This is a genomic window from Acetobacter sp. DsW_063 (genome assembly GCF_002153745.1).
Taxonomy (GTDB): Bacteria; Pseudomonadota; Alphaproteobacteria; order Acetobacterales; family Acetobacteraceae; genus Acetobacter.
The window spans coordinates 1-19175 of record NZ_JOPL01000071.1; the positions used below are offsets into that span (position 1 = coordinate 1).

Genomic DNA, 19175 nt, shown 5'->3' on the forward strand with positions numbered 1-19175 from the left:
GGCTTCTCTCCCCGCCGCTACGACAGCCTCCACCGCGCCACGCCTGTCTGTAAAGCCGGTTAAACAGGCGGCCGGTTCCACGACGGCCTCCGGAGTGGAGTCCATTGTCGCAACGGCTCGGCGCTCGCGCTCCGAGCAGAGCCTTGGCCACACCCAGATCCAGCGCATCCTTCCGGGCGTGAACCCGATCAAGGCGCTCAGCATGCTGCCCGGCGTTATCTATGAAGACGCAGATCCGTGGGGCAACAACGAGCAGAATGCGTCGCTCTACATCCACGGGTTCAATCAGAACCAGCTTGGTTTCACACTCGACGGCATACCGCTGGGCGATCAGTCTTACGGCAATTACAACGGTCTGTCGCCGCAGCGTGCGGTGATCAGCGAGAACATCGCCAATGCGGCGGTGGCAACCGGCGCGGGTTCGCTGGGCACCGCCTCGACATCCAACCTTGGCGGCACGCTGGAGTTCACGTCATCCGACCCCAAGCGTCACGCCGGTGGGCAGCTCTCGCAGACGTTCGGTAGCTGGTCGACATTCAGAACTTTTGCGCGAATCGATACGGGCGAGTTCGGAAAAGGTAACTACGCCTATGTCTCGTGGGCGCGACAGGACGCTCGGGCCTGGGACTTTGCGGGCCATCAAGGCGGCAATCAGGTAAACGCCAAGTTCGTCCATGAAGGGCTACATGACAAGATAAGCTGGTTTTTTGACTGGTCCGACAAGGTCGAGCCGAACGAGGACGGCATCGTTCTGCCGAACGGTTACGGCACCTACGTTCGACCGTTCATCTACCCCAACGCCGCCTACGCGAAGAACTATTTCAATTCGAGCGCCTATACTTCCGCTGGCCTGAACTACAGGAATTACTACAGCGCCGCGCAGCGTCGTGATTTTCTGACGTACCTCTCGTGGAAACACGATTTCAACAGACACCTTCATCTGGATACGAAATTTTATTATCACAATGACACTGGAGAGGGCGTCGTCGCTGGGCCCATTTCGGCGGCCGGACTTCCGACCCTGTTCTCAGCATATTTTCCAGGACAGAACCTGAATCAGGTTTTCGGCGGTTCAGGTCTTGCGACACGCACGACCGAATATTGGGATAATCGCGGAGGCGTCATGTCGTCGTTGCGGTATGAACTGGGTACGCACACGATTGAGGTGGGTGGCTGGTACGAGCGCAACAACAATACTCAGGCGCGGCGCTGGTATCCCTTCAGCTGGTCCGACCCGACGACGCCGTATCAACGCCAGCAGAATGCGTTGATCGACCAGTATACGAACAATTTTTATACGAACACCTGGGTCACTCATCTGCAGGATACGTGGAAGGTGTCGAAAAACTTCACGCTGAACGCGGGTTTCAAGTCCGAACTGGTTTACACGAACGGCACGCTGCCTGTCGCGGCCAAGGCTGGATCTCTGTCGCCGAGCACAGCGGTCACGGTTCCCGGAGGCACGGTTGCTGCGGCGAAGCCGTTCCTGCCGTCATTCGGCGCAGTGTGGAATATTACCCCGAACGAGCAGTGGTTCGCGAATATTCAGCAAAACATGCGCTCTTTCCAGGCTACGGGTTATGGAAACGCAACGGCGTGGGGTGCGACGAGTCAGGCCGCGTTCGACAATTTCGCACGTAACGGAAAGCCTGAAACGTCGTGGACGTATGAGACTGGTCTGCGGACGCATCATAACGTCAACCTTGGTCCTCTGACCGGCATTCAGGCTCAGGCCGAGTATTATCACGTTCATTTCTCGAATCGCCTGGTTGCGATCTCAACGACGCAGGTTCTTTCGTCCATCGTCGGTTCGGCGACGACGCTCGCCAATGTCGGATCGGTGTCCACCGACGGCATGGACTTCTCGTTCACGGCGCAGTTCGGCGATCATTTCTCGCTGTATAACGCGCTGTCTTACAACAAGTCCGTCTACAACGATAACTACTCCACGGGCACTTCACTTGTTCACACCGCGAACAAGAATGTGGTCGGCACTCCGGACTGGAGCGAGAAATTCATCGCCACCACCAACTGGGGCGGTTTCAGCGGGCAGTTCATCGGGGAGGTGATCGGCAAGCGCTTCACCACCTACACGAACGACATGTGGGCCTCGCCTTACGCCATGTTCAGCATGAATGCGGGCTATGCGATTCATGGCGTTCCCCACATTCCGGTTTTGAGAGTGCAAGGAAACATCACGAATCTTACGAATGTGAAGGCATGGTCCACGGTGAGTGCCACGCAAACTTCCGGGCAGTTCACAGCCTATCCGATTGCGCCGCGTATGTTCTTCCTGACGCTTAGCGCTGAGTGGTAAGAAGCCTGCTGCGAGGCGCCTTGCGCGCCTGCCGCCCCGTCAGCCAGTCTGGCGGTGGGGCGGCGCCGAAGCGGATGTGCGCTTCGGTAGATAGATTACGATGAGGACATACATGCTTACGCGCAGATCGACGTTCGCTTTCGCCGCCACGACGGCTGCCGTTTCCATTGTCGGACGTGGCGCAAAGGCGGAGCCGATGCTTGCGACCAAACCCCTGATTTTTGCGCACCGTGGCGCGTCGGCGCTGTTTCCCGAGCACACGCTGGCCGCCTATGCGCGGGCGATGGCGGACGGGGCTGATTTTATCGAACCCGACCTGGTCATGACCAAGGATGGCGTGCTGGTCGTGCGTCACGAAAGCAATATCGCCGAAACGACGGACGTGGCCTCTCACCCGGAGTTCGCCAACCGCAAACGTATGATGAAAATCGACGGGCGAGAGCAGACGGGGTGGTTCACGACGGATTTCACGTTGGCCGAACTCAAGACGCTGCGCGCGAAAGAACGTCTGGGGACGGTTCGTGTAAGCAACGCCCGTTACGACGGACGTTTTGACGTTCTGACTTTCGAGGAAATGATCGATTTCGTGTCGGCGGAATCCGCCGCCCGGGGAAAAGTTTTCGGTGTAATCCCGGAGATCAAGAACTCTACACATTTTCATGCGCTGGGGTTCGATCCTGAAGCCGCATTCCTGCGCGTGATCGCCGCTCATGAATATACGCGACAGGCGCCGCTGGAGGTGCAGTCGTTCGAAACGGGCAACCTGCGCGCGATTCGTGAAAAAGTTCTGGCGATCAACCCGCAGGCGCGGCTTATGTTCCTGATGGGTGAACGTAATTACCAGATTCCTGATCTCGTCGCCGCAGGAAAGAAGACGACGTTCGGGGATATGATGACGCCGGAAGGGCTGAAGGATATCCGCACATTTGCGGATGTGATCGGGCCGTCCAATACCGACCTCATTCCTCGGGATGCTGACGGCGCGTGGGCGGCGCCGAGCACTCTCGTGCATGACGCGCATGAAGCCGGGCTTCTGGTGCATTCTTATACGGCGCGACCAGAAAATATGTTTTTGCCAAAGCAGCTCCGCAACGGCGACGGACCGACAGCGCGGAATCCCGCAGGGATGGTTGCGGAATTACGTCGCTATCTGGATCTCGGACTGGACGGGTTCTTCACGGACGATCCGGCTTTGGGCCGTCTCGCTGTGGATGGGCGCGGTTAAAGCCGGATTCGTCAACACGCCGTCCGTGGGCATGGTTTCAGTTCGCTGATCATGGCTCGCGGCGTCTACGCGTCGAAATCGAGCCCGAAATCCATGGCGCGCACGCTGTGCGTCAACCAGCCTACCGAGATCAGGTCTACGCCGGTCGCGGCGATGCCGGGCGCCGTTTCGGGCGTGATGCCGCCGGAAGCCTCGGCGATCGCTCGGCCGCTGATCATGTTCACGGCTTCGCGCAGCGTATCGCACGACATATTGTCCAGAAGAACGGCGTCGACGCCGCCTGTGGCAAGCGCCTCGGCGAGCTGAGCGAGGGTGTCGACCTCGACTTCGACTTTCACCAGATGTCCGACATTTGAACGTACGCGGTCAATTGCGGCGCCAACGCTTCCAGCGATGGCGATGTGATTGTCCTTGATCAGCACTGCGTCGTCGAGGCCAAAACGATGGTTCGAGCCGCCACCGACCCTTACCGCATATTTCTGTAGCGCACGCATTCCGGGCGTCGTCTTGCGCGTGCAACACAGCTTCGCCTTGCTTCCGGCGATCGCCAGGGCGATGGACGAGGTCGCCGTGGCGATACCGCTCAGATGAGAGAGCAGGTTAAGGCCGACGCGCTCTCCGGTCAGAATTCCACGCGCCGAACCTTCAATACACGCCACCGTGTCGCCCGGCGTCACCCTGTCACCGTCACGAGCTAACATTGTTACGGCGACGGTCGGGTCAATCAGTTTGAACGACAGCCGCACCATGTCCAGACCTGCCACGACGCCGTCCTGTCTGCTGCACAGCGCAGCGGCGGCGATCGCATCCGGGGGAACGATGGCGTCGGTAGTAATGTCCCCGGCACGGCCAAGGTCTTCCAGAAGCCCGGCGCGGACGATGGGCTCAAGCAGCAGGTCGGGCAGGGGATAGTGCATTGTCTTCTTCCGAAATACCGTGCGTCAAGCCGCGAGCATGCGCTCGATGGACAGGCGGGCGCGGTCCGCTACGGCGGGGTCAATCGTCACTTCCGTCGTCATGGTTTCAAGAGCGCGGCGGATGGCGGGCAGCGTGATCAGCTTCATGTGCGGGCAGAGATTGCATGGCCGCACAAACTCGACTTTCGGGTGCTGGATGGCGAGATTGTCGCTCATCGAGCACTCGGTCACCAGCAGCACCCGACGTCCATCCGCAGTCGCCACGTAATCGGACATTCCCGCTGTTGACCCTGAGAAATCGGCTTCGGCCACAACTTCCGGCGGGCATTCCGGATGAGCCAGAACCACAAGGCCGGGGTAGGCGTCGCGCCAGTGGCGAATTTCCTCGGGCGTGAAACGTTCGTGGACCTCGCAATGGCCCTTCCACGTAACGACGTCGACGCCGGTTTCTTTCGCAATATTCCGGGCGAGGAATTCGTCGGGGATCATGATGACCCTGTCGACGCCGAGGCTCTTCACGATGCGCGCGGCGTTGCCGGAGGTGCAGCATATGTCGCTCTCGGCCTTAACGTCGGCGGAGGTGTTCACGTAAGTGATCACCGGCAGGCCGGGATAACGTTCGCGCATCAACCGGACGTCGCGCCCCGTGATGGAGTCGGCGAGGGAGCACCCCGCGTTGCTGTCGGGGATCAGCACGGTTTTGGACGGATTCAGCAGCTTTGCCGTTTCCGCCATGAACTCCACACCTGCCATGACGATGACGTCGGCCTCGACGTTCTGTGCTTCACGTGCAAGCGCGAGAGAGTCGCCGGTGACGTCCGCGACACAATGGAAAATTTCCGGCGTCTGGTAATTATGGGCGAGGATGACGGCGTTCTTCTCCGCCTTCAGGCGCTGGATCGCTGCGATGTCGTCGGCGAACGCGCCCCATTCCATTGGCGGAATCAGCGAGCTCACGCGGTCATACAGGGCGTCCAGAGAGGGCGCTTCCAGGCGAGGCTTGAGTATATGGTTCATGAGCCCTCCGAAGGGCGGCGGAAAAGATTAATACTCAATATGAGCATTAATCGGGTGAAAGCAAGACCTGCTTTGTGCGGCCTGAGCCAGAGAGATCGGCGTGAGGAGGACTTCCTGCGTGGGGAAAGTCAAAAGAAAAAAACTTTAAAGCGGCGGGGACGGGCGGTGTGAAGGCATGGTGACGGCTGTCGACCGCCGGAAATGGCGACGCCACACATCAGTGTGAGATTCCACCCGGACTCGCAGTTAATCGCTCACATTCGTGTTGGCGGCTCTTCGTCCGGCCGCATGTGTTCCGTGGATATTCTCCGGGCGTCCTCAGGAGTGAAACGTCACCGTGGTTCGCGGCAGCAGAACTCGCTGGGACATTTTCGCTCACTTGGCGTTGCGCTTGCAGGCTGTTCGTCAACGCGCCCGGACGATCGGCAGCTTCGATCCGGCTACGGCGCGTTCCATGACTACCGAACGGCGAAATCTGTAGAGCCGCGCCGGCCGCCCGCCAGCCTCGCGGCTTTCTTCGCCAGTCTCTTCAATCAGCCCCTGATGGGCGACCTGACGGCGGAAATTCTGCTTATGGACGTGGCGACCGGCCACGCGTTCGACGGCCTGCTGTAGCGCGAACAACGTGAACTGATCCGACATCAGTTCGTAAATTACCGGACGGTAGCGGATTTTCGCGCGAATTCTCGCGATCGCGGTCGCGAGGATGCGGCGATGATCGTGACGCATGGCGAGCCCGGCTACGCAGGCGTCGCCGCCGACGTCTGTTGCGTGTGCTTCAGGGACAAGCCCTGCCTCGTAAAGCAGTTCGTAACGCTGGAGGACCAACTCGTCGTTCCATGATTCCCCATTCAGTCCGAAGACCTGATCGCGACGCTGGCGCAGTTCTTCCCACCTTTCGGGGGGCTTGCGTGTAATCCAGCCGTCCAGGCGCTGAAGAATGGCCATGATGGCTGAAGCGGCGCGCGGGCACGCCTGATCTTCCCACGGAAAATAATCGTACCAATCCCTCCAGGCGGCAGGAGAGCCGGCGTCGTCGAAGGGATTGGCGTGTTCGGCGGGACGTTCGGCGCCGACGCGGGTGAGGGCGAGATAGGAAATCGCGACGCGCCGTGGCTCGCCGTCAGCAGGGGGGTGATCGGCGAAGGTGTAAAGCTGCTCTAGGTGACCGACCGCGACGCCCGTTTGTCGCTCCACCGCAGCGCGCAGGCTGGCTTGCAGGGATCGATCGTCGGTTTTCAGTGGGCCGTTGGGCAGGCTGCGCCCGTCGTCCAACGTGAGCACGCGGGGCGTGTCGCCGTTAAAGGCGACGAGGACGGCGACGAGTTCGGTCTGAACGAGAGACATGTTGCGCATCGATTATAGTGTCGGCGCGACGCTTGTGCACCCGGGACCGTGTTGAATCGGGGTATGAAAATGCTTCGGTCGGCTCGTCCGGAGCGAGCCGACCGAAGTTGGCTCAGAAAACCTGTCGGAACAGGATGTAAAGGCAACCCGAGATCGCCATGGCGGCGGGCAGGGTGGTGACCCATGCCATGGCCATCGCGCGCAGGGTGGACCACTGCAGGCCGGAGCCGTTAGCCGCCATGGAGCCCGCGACGCCACTGGAGAGGATGTGCGTGGTCGACACTGGGAGGCCGTATCCCTCCGCAAGGCCGATAGTGCCCATGGCGACCAGTTCGGCGGCCGCGCCCTGAGCGTAGGTCAGATGCGTTTTGCCGATCTTCTCGCCCACCGTCACGACGATGCGCTTCCAGCCGACCATTGTGCCGAGACCCAGCGCAATGGCGACGGAGATCTTGACCCAGAGGGGGATGAAACGGGTGCCGGCGTTCAACTCCCCCATGAAGGATTTCAGGATTTTCTTCTGGTCGGCGGAAAAGTCTGCCGGGTCTTTCATCACGCGGATCGCGTCGGAGACCAGATACATGTCCGTGCGGACGTTCGACACGCTGGCCGCAGGCACGGATTTGATCGAACCGTAGGTCTTCACCGAGTGAGAGATATCGTCGCTCAGAGTGGTCAGGGCGGCGAAGACATCGGGGGATGAGACAGATTTCGCCCGCAAGGCGGCGCCAACCCGGTCGCGCGCGGCGGCGCTGTCCACTGCGGGCGCGTCTCCGGCATGCAGTCTGAACACGGTCTCGGCCTGATCAGCAGTCTGAATAAAGGCGGGCATGCTGCTGTCGGGCATCGCGCGGTTGAGGGCGTAAGCCGTCGGTGCGGCGCCGATCAGGATCAGCATGATCAGGCCCATGCCTTTCTGGCCGTCATTGCCGCCGTGAAAGAACGAAACGCCCGTGCAGGTGCCGATCAGCAGGGCGCGGATCCATGTCGGGGGCGGCTGGTCGCCTTTGGGCGCGTCGTAGAGCGCCTTGTTCTTGATGCAGATCTTCATGACGAGCAGCAAAAGCGCCGCCATCACGAAGCCGCAGAGCGGGCTGAACAGAAGCGCGGAGAATACTTTCTGCACCTGTCCCCAGTCCACGCCCTGAGTCGCGGCGCCAGCCGGAGAGACGAACTGGTTGGCAAGGCCGACGCCCATGATCGAACCGACGAGGGCGTGGGAGGAACTGTTGGGAATGCCGAACGCCCAGGTGACGAGGTTCCACACGATAGCGGCGATCAGCAGCGCGAAAATCATCGCATAACCGGCGCTGCTGCCCGATTGCAGGATCAGTTCGACAGGCAAGAGGGTTACGATGCTGTAGGCGACCGTGCCGGCGGATGTGACGACGCCGAGAAAATTCCAGAAACCCGACCAGACGACCGCGACCATGGGTGGCAGGCTGTTGGTGTAGATCACCGTGGCGACGGCGTTGGCCGTGTCATGAAATCCGTTCACGAACTCGAACGCCAGCGCAATGATCAGCGCGACGCCGAGCAGTACGAACGTGCCGACGGCGAGATGGCTGGTGTCGCCCGCTGCGCTCATGTCGTGCAGGACGCTCCATGCGGCGAAGCCGAGCGCGCCGATGAGCACGCCGAAGAAGATCGCGGCGCCGAGCGGTTTTCTGCCCCCGTTGAGGTCGGGTCGGTGCAGTGGGCCGGTGGCGTTCTGATAGTCGATCGTTGCGTCTGACATTCTTGCTCCCCGCGCCAAGACGAGGGTCTGAATACGAGAATCGGATTTTAAAAGCGACGACAGTAAAATGATGAATTTGTGACAACCATCTTGCGGCGTCGGAACCATTTTTGAGATAAACGAACGCGATCAACTGTCACTTTATCGTGCGTTAGCCTTTCTTCGACCATCCGAGCTTTGGTCGGGTTTGCCGGGGGCCTCGCCGGATTTCGACGAGAGGCTAGAGGTATGGACTATCGGCGAAGGTCGGACGACGGCGCTCCGCCGGCTCCCGCGGGTGGGCGCGTCAACCATGGCGGGCGTCGGCGACGTCTGGCGGAAACGTTGCTGGCTGCGGTCCATCAGGCCTGTGATCTTGGCGAACTGGACACTGCGCGCAGGCTTTTGGCGCTTGTTGAGGACGTCAGTGCGCGGAGAGGCATGAGCTGGGAACTCGGTCGGCGGCGCGTCATTGAAAATCTTGTGTTCGCCCATGAGCGCCTGTGGCAGTTGCGGCGGCCGGTCGGTCATGCGGAGTCTTTTCCCGTTGAGAGCTTCGAATTTCTGCGAAACCAGCTCTACTCGCCTTCCGATGATTGAACGCGTCCGGTCGGGGCTGGAGGGATCACATTCCTGAGGCGGGGTTCTCGAGCGCAGCGATCGCAGGGGTGGACGGATGATCGAAACGGCGGGACGGTTGCGCGTTTATGATCTCTGGCGAGCGACGCCGCCAGCATCGGGGATCGCCTCCCGCGAAAGGAAATTCCGGAATGAAGCGCTTCATTAACAGCCGCGAGACGCTTGTCACCGAGGCTTTGGACGGCCTGCTGCGGTCACCGGCGGGCCGCAATCTGGCCCGTCTGGACGGTTATCCGGACATAAAAGTCGTTCTGCGACGTGACTGGAAGAAGGAAGACGGCAAGGTCGCTGTGATCTCCGGCGGCGGCTCCGGTCACGAACCGGCGCATGCCGGTTTCGTTGGTCGCGGCATGCTCACCGCCGCTGTTTGCGGATCGCTGTTCGCCTCGCCCGGCGTCGACGCGATTCTCGCAGGCGTCATCGCGGTGACGGGACCCGCCGGGTGCCTGCTGGTCGTTAAGAATTACACTGGCGATCGTCTCAATTTCGGGCTTGCGGCGGAACAGGCGCGCGCCATGGGGCTGAATGTCGAGATGGTGGTGGTCGGCGACGATATCTCCTTGCCGGGTCACCGCCATGCGCGTGGCGTTGCGGGCACGATCTTCGTTCATAAGGCGGCTGGCAGCGTTGCGGAGGCCGGTGGATCATTGGCCGAGGTGGCGGCCATGGCGAAAGATGTCGCGGCGCGCACGCGCTCTATCGGGTTATCCCTGAGCGACGTCGATGCGTACGACGAGGCGCACGAAAGCCGCCTGAAGGCGGATGAGGCGGAACTCGGTTTGGGTATTCATGGCGAGCCCGGCGCACAGCGCATCGGACTGACGGGCGCGGATGGGTTGATGCGATTGGCTGCGGACGAATTGGCCTCCTCTTTGCCCGAAGGCGACGCACGCTATGCCCTGATGCTGAACAACCTGGGCGCGACGCCGGTGGTCGAAATGTCCCTGTTGCTCGACGCGTTTTCGCGCACTGCGCTGGCGAAGAAAATTGCTCTCGTCGCCGGTCCTGCGCCGTTCATGACGGCTCTCGACATGAACGGATTTTCGCTGTCCGTTCTTGAGTTGAGCACCGAGATTGAGACTGCGCTGGAAAGTGAGGTTGGGCCGGAAGCTTGGACCGGGGTCGCGTCGTGGCGCGAGCCTTCCGTGACGCCGTTGCCGACCTTACCCGATGTCTTCGCGGCGGCGCCCTCAGACAATGCAGCGGTCAGGGAGGCGGTGACGCGCGGGGTCAAGGCGTTGCTGGAAAATGAGGACTATCTCAACGGACTGGACGCCAAGGTTGGTGACGGCGACGCTGGATCGACCTTCGCAGAGACTGCGCGCGTCATCGACGGGGCGCTGGACCGCCTGCCGCTGAACGATCCTTTCGCCCTGATGCAGACGCTGGGGCGGCTGCTGTCCCGACACGCGGGAGGGTCGAGTGGGGTGCTGCTGTCGATCATGTTCGCAGCGGCTGGACGTAGTGAGCAGGAACGTTGGCAGGCGGCGCTGGCTGAAGGCCTCGCCGCCATGCGGCATCTCGGGGGCGCCGGGGCGGGCGACCGGACGATGTTGGACGCGCTCATCCCGGCGATCGAAGTTCTGGAGAAAGACGGGCCCTGGGACAGTGTCGTCAGTGCTGCAAGGAACGGGGCCGACGCGACTGCTAAAATGAAGAAGGCAGGTGCGGGGCGCGCGTCTTACATTCCCGAGGGACGGCTGGACGACACGCCAGATCCTGGAGCGGAGGCCATTGCTCGGCTGTTCGAGGCGTTGCGGGGAGGCTGACGCGTCTAGGGTCGGCCCGCTGGAACCATATCTCTTCGCATTGCTTCACAGATTATGACTTCAGGTCTCGGTTCCGGCGAATTGCTGCGCTCGACGGGATGAATTCATCCGGTGGGGTGAGGTTCTGAACGTTTTTGTGCAATCACGGCTTCCGTCGAAGACGAAGCAGGCGGGGAGGTTCGCCGCGCTTGTTTCGTGAGGCGCCATTAGCTCTACGTTACAGCAACGATGCTCGGGTAATTTATCTTGGCGACGGACAAATGCGTTCACGGACAACGCGCATTACGAGGCGTCCTGCGCCGCCGGACGCCACCTCTCATGCCGCACGAGAAGGACCGGAGCGACGCCAGCAAGCGCCATCGCGCTTACGACCAGAAAAACCTGAGGGAGTGCGAGGTAGTTGGCCACCACTCCGGACGCCAACGCTGCGAGACCCGCTCCGGCGTCGAAAAAGCCATCGAACAGGCCCAGCGCGGTCCCGCGCTTCTGTGCAGGCACGGTGGAGAAAACCGGGACGGTGAGCAGTGGATAGACCATGGAGAAGCCGAAACCGGTGACGATAGCGCCTATCAGCGCCATCAGCGGCGTTTCGGCTTGCCAGATCGTAGCCAGCCCGATCGCCTGCACAAGCAGGCACGCGACAGCGAGCCACGGGCCGCGAATGCGATCGGTCACGTCGGAAAACAGCACGCGCGCACAGACATGTCCGGCGCCGAAGCCAAAAACCCCGGTTCCTGTCCCTCCGAGCGGCAGCGCTGTCCAGCCTTGCGCGGTATAGTCGAGCGCGAGAAAGGAAGTAACGGCCGCAAAACCACAGGCGTTGGCGAGCAACGCAAACCCTGGCAGCAGAACAGCCGACATCATGCTTTGCAATGAGACAGGTTCATGGTCGTGGTAGAGCGCGCCTGCGCCAATCGGCGCGCAGATCGCCATCGCCAGCGCAGGCACGAGCATGGACGCCATTGCGGCCAGCGCAAATCCATGCGGTTGACCGTGATCGATCGCTGCCCCGGCGGCAGAACCGATGGCGAGTCCGGCGAACATTCCAAGGCCCACCCATGAAACGGCGCGTCCGGTGCGGCGGGGTCCTGCGCGATCAATCCCCCACAGGCCCGATCCGGCGATGAGCAGGCCTTCTCCCACGCCCATCAACACACGACCGACGATGATCGCGAGCAGCGCCAGCGACCGCCCGGCGCCTGTCGCGGGATTGGTGAAGTCGGACAAGGCGTAGGCGAGGCCGCAGAGGATCATGACGCCCAGACCGAGCAGCGTCGCGCTCTTGCCGCCGCGCCTGTCGGCGACGCGGCCGCTCCACGGGCGGCTGACCAGCGTGGCGACCGATTCCAGGCCGATGACCCAGCCGACCGTCGTCAGGTCGTAACCGAATCCGAGATGGAGTTGAGGCGGCAAGATGGGCAACGACATGCCCATCGCCCCCATGCCGAGCATGGTGACGAAAGAGATCGTCGCCAGCGCCCACGTGCTCGGTGGAGCGCTTTCGGCGGAACGGGTCATTTCTGGCGGCTGGTCCGGCGGGAAAGACGGCGTCGGACGCCGTCCAGCGCGCTGGCGAGGTTTAGCACCCCGAGCGCGTGTAGCACGCCAAGGTAGAACGCCGCGCCCAGAGGAACCTCGATCCCGAGCGTGACCCCCAGCCACAGCGTCCGATGCGACACAGGCATGGTGAGCATGGCTTGCGCCGTGCAGAGAGCTGCCGCCATGGCGAGCGCTGCGCCCGCCATCAGCAGGACTCGCTTCGTCAACTTGCGGTCGAAGCGCAATGCGTCGCGCTTCAGCAGCAGCAAGGTCAGCGCGGCGACATTCACGATGGCGGCGAGCGAACTGGCCAGAGGCGGTCCGACATGCGCGAGTGGGCGCATCAGCAGAAGGTTGAGCATCAGGTTGATCATCAGGGTGAAGAACCCGATCTTGACCGGCGTGGACGTATCGCCGCGCGCAAAGAACGCCGGGGCCAGAACCTTCGCCATCACGAAAGCGGGCAGGCCAAGCGCGTAGGCGCGCAGGGACTGCGCGGACAGCGCAGCGTCGGAGAGGCTGAACGACCCGTGGGCGAAGAGAAACTGCATGATCGGCGTGGCAAGGGCGAGAAGCCCGGCGGTGGCGGGCAGAGTCAGCAGCAGCACGTAATCGATGGCGCTGTTCTGGACGGCGTGGGCCGTGTCTTCCTCGCCAGCGGCGAGGTGACGGGTCAACACGGGCAGCAGCGTGGTTCCGGCGGCGGCGCCCAGCACGCCCAGCGGCAATTGGTTGAGACGATCTGCGAAATACATCAGCGAGACGCTGCCTGCAGGCAGGAGGGTGCCGATAATAGTGTCGATCGTCAGATTGATCTGCGTGACGCCGCTGCCGATGAGACCGGGGGCCATGCGTCGCCCCAGAAGGCGCAGCTGCGGCGTGATGCGCGGCGGCAGCGGCGTCAGATCAAAACCGGCTCGTCTCGCTGCGATCATCAATAGCCCAAGCTGGGCGACGCCGGAGATCGTGACGCCCCACGCCGCCGCGTGCGCGACGCTGGGCAGGAAGGGCGTGGCGAACAGCACGGCGGCGATGCCGACCACGTTGAAGGCGAGGTAGGCCGCGGCGGCGGCGCTGAACCGGTGCAGGCCGTTGAGTACGCCTGAAACCAGAGCCGCAGCGCAGATCAGGACCAGATAAGGGAAGGTGATGCGGCTGAGCGTCACGGCAAGATCGTATCGCGAGCCGGTCTCGGTGAAGCCGGGGGCGATGACCCGCAGCACCTGCGGCATGAAGATCTCGCCAAGGATGCAAAGGAAGATCAGCCAGGTGAGCAGCACCCCGAAAGCCTGCCGTGCGAGCGTGCGCGCTGCGCCGTCGCCTTCGGTCGCGAGCGCCGAGGAGAACAGGGGGACGAACGCCGCGTTGAATGCGCCTTCTCCAAACAGGCGGCGAAACATGTTTGGCAGTCTGAACGCCACCTGATACGCGTCCTGCATGGGACCGGCGCCCATGAAGGCGGCGAGAAGCTGGTCGCGTACGAGGCCGAGAATACGGCTGAGCATCGTCCAGCCGCCGACAGTAAGAAAACCCTTGAGCATAAGCGCTTATAGAGATGCGAAAGGGGCTACGGAAAGACAGGTTTGGGCAGACGTTTCGATTATCCGCGAAACGGAAGACGCAGATCGTCGAAAGTCGCAACGAAGCGGCCGGTTCTTGCCGTGCTCGGTAATTTTGTTATTGCGAAAACGCGAGCTAATGGCGTTGATGGCGTGGAGCGGAGGACTTGGATGCGCGACAACTGGAGAACTGCTCTGACGCAACGAATAACGATGCGGGTGATCGTCATCGTTATTGGGTTGGTCACTATGGGACTGGCTGCTCAGTTCGCGATCACCGCGCCCGACGTTATGCCGGGAGAGGCGATGGGCATGGTCGTCCTTGTCGCGGTGGGTGCGTTGCTGCTGCTCGGCGCGATCTGGGTAGGGCTTTAGCGGGAGCGAAGATCAGCAACCGCGTGACCCAGACAGGACGGCGCAGGAATTTCGGGGACGATGGCAGGTAATCAGAGACGCGGGGAGCCGGTTCCCGTCGATTCCTGCGAGTGCGTGTGCGCCGCCAGTAAAACAGCGACCAGACCATTAGAAAATTGACGAGCGACCCAGGCGATCATGGTGTTTTCCCCGGAAGATCATGTGGTGCGAATGTGACTCAATGTTCATCTCAAGTAAATTAAAAAACGCGCCCCTGTCATGCGGTCGAAGCATGCCGTTGAGCGCCTGCCGAGCAGGCTGAGCGCGGCTTTAAGTGCGCTGTCGATGGATTTTCCGTACGGAATTTTCGTCGATGAAATGTAATGTTTGTTTCGCAGTGGTCGAATTTTTATTGCGCCATCATTTCGACGGCGAGGCGGGTCGTGGCGATCAAATCCGGCCGATTTAGCCAATCAGAGCGCTCTGCCTCGGCGACGACAGTCATTTGTTCGTACTCCCTGTTGCTGGACCGTCGCCATAGCGATTCGATCTCGGCGAAGGGCAGGGCCGTGGTGAGTGAGACGCAGATATCGACGATTTCGGTCTTGGCGTGAGTCACCGCGACGACAGGCGCACCGACCGTAAGATTCTCCGCCGCCAACCCCAGCTCTTCTTCAGCTTCCGCCAGAATTTGTGCAGCGAGGTCGATATTCGTGGATGAGTCCGCAGCAGTGCTCGCTCGGGCTTCGATCGTTCCTGCGGGCGGGGATTGCCAGAACCCGCCGAGATACGCCGCGTCGCGTTGACGTCGCGCCAACACCAGTCCTTGGGGGCAGAACAGAACGCCGCAGACGGCGAGTTGCCGAAGTGGACGCGGCCCAAACAAGCCGGGGCGTCGGATCTGGGCGAATGCACGACGATATTCCGTCCAGTGTCCGTCTATCCCGTCGGTGGAGATGGCGTCGGCGCAGAAGACGCGCCCGTTGAACAGCGTGGGTCGTACGCGGCAGGCGTCGTCCCATATGCCCGTGACGCAGGCTTCCGTCTCCGACGGCAGGACCGGTTGCTTCCCGTTTGCGTGGATAGTGAGGCGCGGTGAGAGCCGCATGCAGGTCCATGCTGAAAAGTCGTGATTTGTGGCGGATGCCTCCGGTGGGATCATGACGAACGGGAGAGATGAAGGGAGAAAATCACGGGGCGTATCCTTTGGCGGTGACGTTCCCAAGATCGGGCGTTGCGCGTCGACGGGGGAGACTGCGTCAAAATTTTCTCACTGCGTAATAAAAATGGGTCTGTCGGTCCTCGCCGCGCTGGGCTTAAATCCAGAAAGCCAAGCTCTGGAAAGATGACTATGACGCTACACGTCGCCCTGACGCACAAGACCACCTACGATTACGACCGGCCGGTGACGCTCGGCCCGCAGGTCATCCGTCTGCGTCCTGCGGCGCACGCCCGCACGAACGTCGTGTCCTACGCGCTCAAGATCGAGCCGGAACCGCATTTTATCAACTGGATGCAGGACCCGTCCGGCAACTGGCAGGCCCGCGTCGTGTTCCCGGAGCGCGTCAACCATTTCCATGTCAGCGTCGACCTTGTCGCCGACATGGCGACGGTCAATCCGTTCGACTTCTTCCTTGAACCGGATGCGGAGCAGTGGCCGTTCACGTACGACCACGTGCTCGATCAGGAACTTGCGCCGTATCGTCGGACCGAACCTCTCGGCCCGCTGTTGAGCGCCTTGCTTGACGGCGTGTCGCGCGAGCCGCGTCGGACAGTGGACATGCTGGTCGAACTTAATCGGGCGATTCAGCGACGTATCTCTTATGTCGTGCGTATGGAGCCTGGCGTCTGGACGCCGGAGGAGACGCTTGGCGAAGGGCGCGGTTCGTGCCGCGACAGCGCGTGGCTGCTGGTGCAGTTGCTGCGTCACCTTGGTTACGCGGCCCGGTTTGTGTCGGGGTATCTGATACAGCTCGCCGCCGACGAAAAGCCTGTGGAAGGCCCGAGCGGTCCTGAGGCGGACTTCACTGACCTTCATGCGTGGGCGGAGGTATATCTGCCCGGCGCCGGTTGGGTCGGACTTGATGCAACCTCGGGAATGCTGGCGGGCGAGGGGCATATTCCGCTCGCTGCGACGCCGGAGCCGAGTTCTGCTGCGCCCATTTCCGGCGGCGTGGAGAAGTGCGAGACCGAATTCGGGTTCGAGATGTTTGTGACGCGCGTGGCCGAGACGCCGCGCACGACGATGCCTTACGCCGACGAAACGTGGCGCGATATCCTTGCTGCTGGTGAAGCGGTCGACGCGCAGCTTGAGGCAGGCGACGTGCGTCTGACGATGGGTGGTGAGCCGACGTTCATCGCCGCCGCCGACATGGACGCGCCGGAATGGAATATCGAGGCGCTGGGTCCGACCAAGCGGGCATACGCGCAGCGGCTCCTGCATAAACTGATGCCGCTTTGGTCGCCCGGCGCGACCTATATGACGTTGTTCGGCAAGCATTATCCGGGTGAGCAGCTGCCGCGCTGGGCGCTGAGCTGCTACTGGCGCGTGGACGGGGAGCCGGTGTGGCTCGACCGCACGCTCCTTGCGTCCGACGACGATACAGATGACGCGACGGAGCATGACGCACGGCGCTTCGCGCGCTCGCTCGCGAAGCGTCTTGGTGTTGACGAGGAACTCGTAACGCCTGCGTACGAGGACGTTCATTACTATCTGTGGAAAGAGCATCGGCTGCCTGCGAACGTGCTCGCCGAGGGTTCGAAGCTGAACGACCCGCTGGAGCGCGAACGCCTTGCGCGGGTGTTCGGGCGCGGACTGTCACGGGAATCGGGTTCGGTGTTGCCGCTGCGGGTTGAAGTGCGCGACGGCGTGCGGCGTTGGCGGTCGGGGCGCTGGTTTCTGCGCAGTGACACGATTTTCCTTGTTCCGGGCGACTCCTCAATTGGTTTTCGTCTGCCGCTGCACAGCCTGCCCTGGGCCGACGCAGAGAGCATCGAGCAACAGTTCGAGCCCGACCCGTTCGCAGCGAAATCTCCCCTCCCGCCGCATCCGGCAGCCGTTCGTTACGCGTCGACCGCATACAGGGCCAGCGCGCCAGATCGCATTGGCTCGCAGGGCGTTTTCCACGAGGGGCCGCAACGTCCCCAGCCAATGCTGTCGGATCTTCCGGCGCTACCGCCCTATCCCGTTGGCAAGCCCTGGCGCATCAATACGGAGACGGCGCTGGGCGAGCACCTTCTGGAGATCAATCGGGAAGAGCCGAACGTTGTCCGCACCGCGCTGACCGTCGAAGCGCGGGGTGGAATCCTGCACGTATTCTTCCCGCCGCTGTATGCGATCGAGGACTGGCTGGATCTATGCGCGCAAGTGGAAGCGACGGCAAACGAGTTTGGTCGCAAGGTCGTGCTGGAAGGCTACGCGCCGCCACGCGATCCGCGCGTCAAATCGTTCTCGATCACGCCGGACCCTGGCGTCATTGAGGTCAACGTGCATCCGGCGGCGAGTTGGGCGGAGCATGAGGAACGCAGCCGCCAGCTTTATGACGAGGCGCGCGGCGTCGGCCTGATCGCCGAAAAATTCCTTCTTGACGGCCGCCATGTCGGAACGGGCGGTGGCAACCACGTGGTGATGGGCGCGACGAGGCCGGAGGACAGTCCCTTCCTGCGCCGCCCTGACCTGCTGCGGTCGCTGGTGGGATTCTGGCACAATCACCCGTCGCTGTCCTACCTGTTCAGCGGCTTGTTCATCGGGCCAAGCTCCCAGCATCCGCGCATCGACGAGGCGCGGCAGGACGCGCTGTATGAGCTTGAGATCGCGTTCCGGCAGGTGGACCGGCAGATTTTCACGCCGCCATGGCTGACCGATCGGCTGTTCCGTAACCTGTTCGCCGATATGACCGGCAACACGCACCGGACCGAGTTCTGCATCGACAAGTTGTATGCGCCGGAAAGCTCGTCCGGTCGTCTGGGGCTCGTGGAGTATCGCGCATTCGAGATGCCGCCGCATCACCGGATGGCGGCGGCGCAGAGCCTGTTGATGCGGGCCTGCGTCGCGGCGTTCTGGAAGACCCCATACGAGCGTCGTCTGGTTCGCTGGGGAACGCGCCTGCACGACGATTTCATGTTGCCGCATTACGTCGAGCAGGATTTCCGCGACGCGATCGCAGAACTGACGCAGTTGGGCGCGCCGCTCGACGCCGACTGGTTCGCGCCGCATTTCGAATTCCGGTTCCCTGAGATCGGCAATATCAGCGAACTTGGGATCACGCTTGAGCTTCGCCATGCGCTGGAGCCCTGGAACACACTTGCGGAAGAACCTGCCGCGGGCGGTACGGCGCGGTATGTCGACAGTTCTGTCGAGCGTGTGCAGGCGCGGGTCAGCGGCTGGGTCAGTGAACGCTATGTTCTTGCCTGCAACGGGGTGACCGTGCCGGTGAGCGCAACGGAAAGGCAGGGTGAGTATGTGGGCGCCGTTCGTTTCAAGGCGTGGAATCCCCCCAGTTCCTTGCACCCGACGATCGGTGTCGAAACGCCCCTTATGTTCGATATCTACGACACATGGACGGGGCGGAGCGTCGGCGGGCTTACCTATCACGTCGTTCATCCGGGCGGCCGCAGTTACGACACCCGCCCGGTCAACGCGAACGAGGCGGAAGCGCGCCGCCGCACGCGGTTCTTCCCGATAGGTCACACGGTCGGACCGATGGCGCCACCGCGTCAGGAACGGTCTCTGGAGCAACCGCGCACACTGGATCTGCGCCGTTTCTGAACGGCGT

Annotated in this window: 13 protein-coding genes; 6 read left to right on the forward strand and 7 right to left on the reverse strand. The window is 62.1% G+C overall.

From position 1 onward, the window contains the following. Both HK28_RS09870 and HK28_RS09875 read left to right on the forward strand, forming a co-directional pair. Nucleotides 1-2317: TonB-dependent receptor (locus HK28_RS09870; RefSeq protein ID WP_143217392.1), on the forward strand; the 2317-nt coding region annotated here is incomplete at its 5' end. A 112-nt stretch (nucleotides 2318-2429) separates the two neighbouring features. Next, complete coding sequence (locus HK28_RS09875) at nucleotides 2430-3542, forward strand: glycerophosphodiester phosphodiesterase family protein (protein ID WP_086644459.1); 1113 nt, start codon at nucleotides 2430-2432, stop codon at nucleotides 3540-3542. Nucleotides 3543-3607: 65 nt separating this feature from the next. On the opposite strand, the gene nadC is transcribed toward HK28_RS09875, so the two are convergent. The 4 genes from nadC to HK28_RS09895 all read right to left on the reverse strand — a co-directional run bounded on the left by nadC (nucleotide 3608) and on the right by HK28_RS09895 (nucleotide 8561). Beyond that, entirely contained in the window at nucleotides 3608-4459 is an 852-nt protein-coding gene (gene nadC / locus HK28_RS09880) for a carboxylating nicotinate-nucleotide diphosphorylase (RefSeq protein ID WP_086644416.1), read from the reverse strand. A gap of 24 nt (nucleotides 4460-4483) precedes the next feature. Then, nucleotides 4484-5476 (reverse strand): quinolinate synthase NadA, encoded by a 993-nt coding sequence (nadA, locus tag HK28_RS09885; protein WP_086644417.1) that lies wholly within the window; start codon nucleotides 5474-5476, stop codon nucleotides 4484-4486. 405 nt (nucleotides 5477-5881) lie between these two features. Further along, nucleotides 5882-6823 carry an NrtR DNA-binding winged helix domain-containing protein gene (locus HK28_RS09890; RefSeq protein ID WP_086644460.1) on the reverse strand — a complete coding sequence of 314 codons (942 nt, stop codon included), beginning with the start codon at nucleotides 6821-6823 and terminating at the stop codon, nucleotides 5882-5884. A gap of 112 nt (nucleotides 6824-6935) precedes the next feature. After that, nucleotides 6936-8561, reverse strand: coding sequence for an inorganic phosphate transporter (locus HK28_RS09895; protein WP_086644418.1), 1626 nt, complete (start codon nucleotides 8559-8561; stop codon nucleotides 6936-6938). 228 nt (nucleotides 8562-8789) lie between these two features. Here HK28_RS09895 and HK28_RS09900 point away from each other — a divergent pair, with 228 nt between their 5' ends. Beyond that, complete coding sequence (locus HK28_RS09900) at nucleotides 8790-9140, forward strand: hypothetical protein (protein ID WP_086644419.1); 351 nt, start codon at nucleotides 8790-8792, stop codon at nucleotides 9138-9140. Nucleotides 9141-9310: 170 nt separating this feature from the next. Beyond that, complete coding sequence (locus HK28_RS09905; protein WP_086644420.1) at nucleotides 9311-10948, forward strand: dihydroxyacetone kinase subunit DhaK; 1638 nt, start codon at nucleotides 9311-9313, stop codon at nucleotides 10946-10948. A gap of 282 nt (nucleotides 10949-11230) precedes the next feature. Here the strand turns inward: HK28_RS09905 and HK28_RS09910 are convergent, their stop codons facing one another. Next, nucleotides 11231-12466 (reverse strand): MFS transporter, encoded by a 1236-nt coding sequence (locus HK28_RS09910; RefSeq protein ID WP_086644421.1) that lies wholly within the window; start codon nucleotides 12464-12466, stop codon nucleotides 11231-11233. After that, nucleotides 12463-14028 carry a murein biosynthesis integral membrane protein MurJ gene (gene murJ / locus HK28_RS09915; protein WP_086644422.1) on the reverse strand — a complete coding sequence of 522 codons (1566 nt, stop codon included), beginning with the start codon at nucleotides 14026-14028 and terminating at the stop codon, nucleotides 12463-12465. Before murJ ends, HK28_RS09910 begins: the two co-directional genes overlap by 4 nt. 189 nt (nucleotides 14029-14217) lie before the next feature. On the opposite strand from murJ, the gene HK28_RS13810 reads away from it, so the two are divergent. Further along, entirely contained in the window at nucleotides 14218-14421 is a 204-nt protein-coding gene (locus HK28_RS13810) for a hypothetical protein (RefSeq protein WP_143217393.1), read from the forward strand. A gap of 388 nt (nucleotides 14422-14809) precedes the next feature. Here the strand turns inward: HK28_RS13810 and HK28_RS09925 are convergent, their stop codons facing one another. Continuing rightward, the gene (locus tag HK28_RS09925; RefSeq protein WP_086644424.1) at nucleotides 14810-15508 is read right to left on the reverse strand and encodes a hypothetical protein; all 699 of its coding nucleotides are present in this window, start codon (nucleotides 15506-15508) and stop codon (nucleotides 14810-14812) included. Between the two features lie 243 nt (nucleotides 15509-15751). On the opposite strand from HK28_RS09925, the gene HK28_RS09930 reads away from it, so the two are divergent. Beyond that, nucleotides 15752-19168, forward strand: a complete 3417-nt coding sequence (locus tag HK28_RS09930) for a DUF2126 domain-containing protein (RefSeq protein WP_086644425.1) — start codon at nucleotides 15752-15754, stop codon at nucleotides 19166-19168. The last annotated feature ends 7 nt before the right edge of the window (nucleotides 19169-19175 follow it).

Excerpts from the sequence above, each read along its gene's own strand:
- HK28_RS13810 (WP_143217393.1), top strand. The coding sequence starts at position 14,218 with ATGCGCGACAACTGGAGAACTGCTCTGACGCAACGAATAACGATGCGG.
- HK28_RS09890 (WP_086644460.1), bottom strand. The coding sequence starts at position 6,823 with ATGTCTCTCGTTCAGACCGAACTCGTCGCCGTCCTCGTCGCCTTTAAC.
- HK28_RS09875 (WP_086644459.1), top strand. The coding sequence starts at position 2,430 with ATGCTTACGCGCAGATCGACGTTCGCTTTCGCCGCCACGACGGCTGCC.
- HK28_RS09895 (WP_086644418.1), bottom strand. The coding sequence starts at position 8,561 with ATGTCAGACGCAACGATCGACTATCAGAACGCCACCGGCCCACTGCAC.
- HK28_RS09925 (WP_086644424.1), bottom strand. The coding sequence starts at position 15,508 with ATGCGGCTCTCACCGCGCCTCACTATCCACGCAAACGGGAAGCAACCG.
- HK28_RS09930 (WP_086644425.1), top strand. The coding sequence starts at position 15,752 with ATGACGCTACACGTCGCCCTGACGCACAAGACCACCTACGATTACGAC.
- HK28_RS09905 (WP_086644420.1), top strand. The coding sequence starts at position 9,311 with ATGAAGCGCTTCATTAACAGCCGCGAGACGCTTGTCACCGAGGCTTTG.
- nadA (WP_086644417.1), bottom strand. The coding sequence starts at position 5,476 with ATGAACCATATACTCAAGCCTCGCCTGGAAGCGCCCTCTCTGGACGCC.
- HK28_RS09910 (WP_086644421.1), bottom strand. The coding sequence starts at position 12,466 with ATGACCCGTTCCGCCGAAAGCGCTCCACCGAGCACGTGGGCGCTGGCG.
- nadC (WP_086644416.1), bottom strand. The coding sequence starts at position 4,459 with ATGCACTATCCCCTGCCCGACCTGCTGCTTGAGCCCATCGTCCGCGCC.
- HK28_RS09900 (WP_086644419.1), top strand. The coding sequence starts at position 8,790 with ATGGACTATCGGCGAAGGTCGGACGACGGCGCTCCGCCGGCTCCCGCG.
- murJ (WP_086644422.1), bottom strand. The coding sequence starts at position 14,028 with ATGCTCAAGGGTTTTCTTACTGTCGGCGGCTGGACGATGCTCAGCCGT.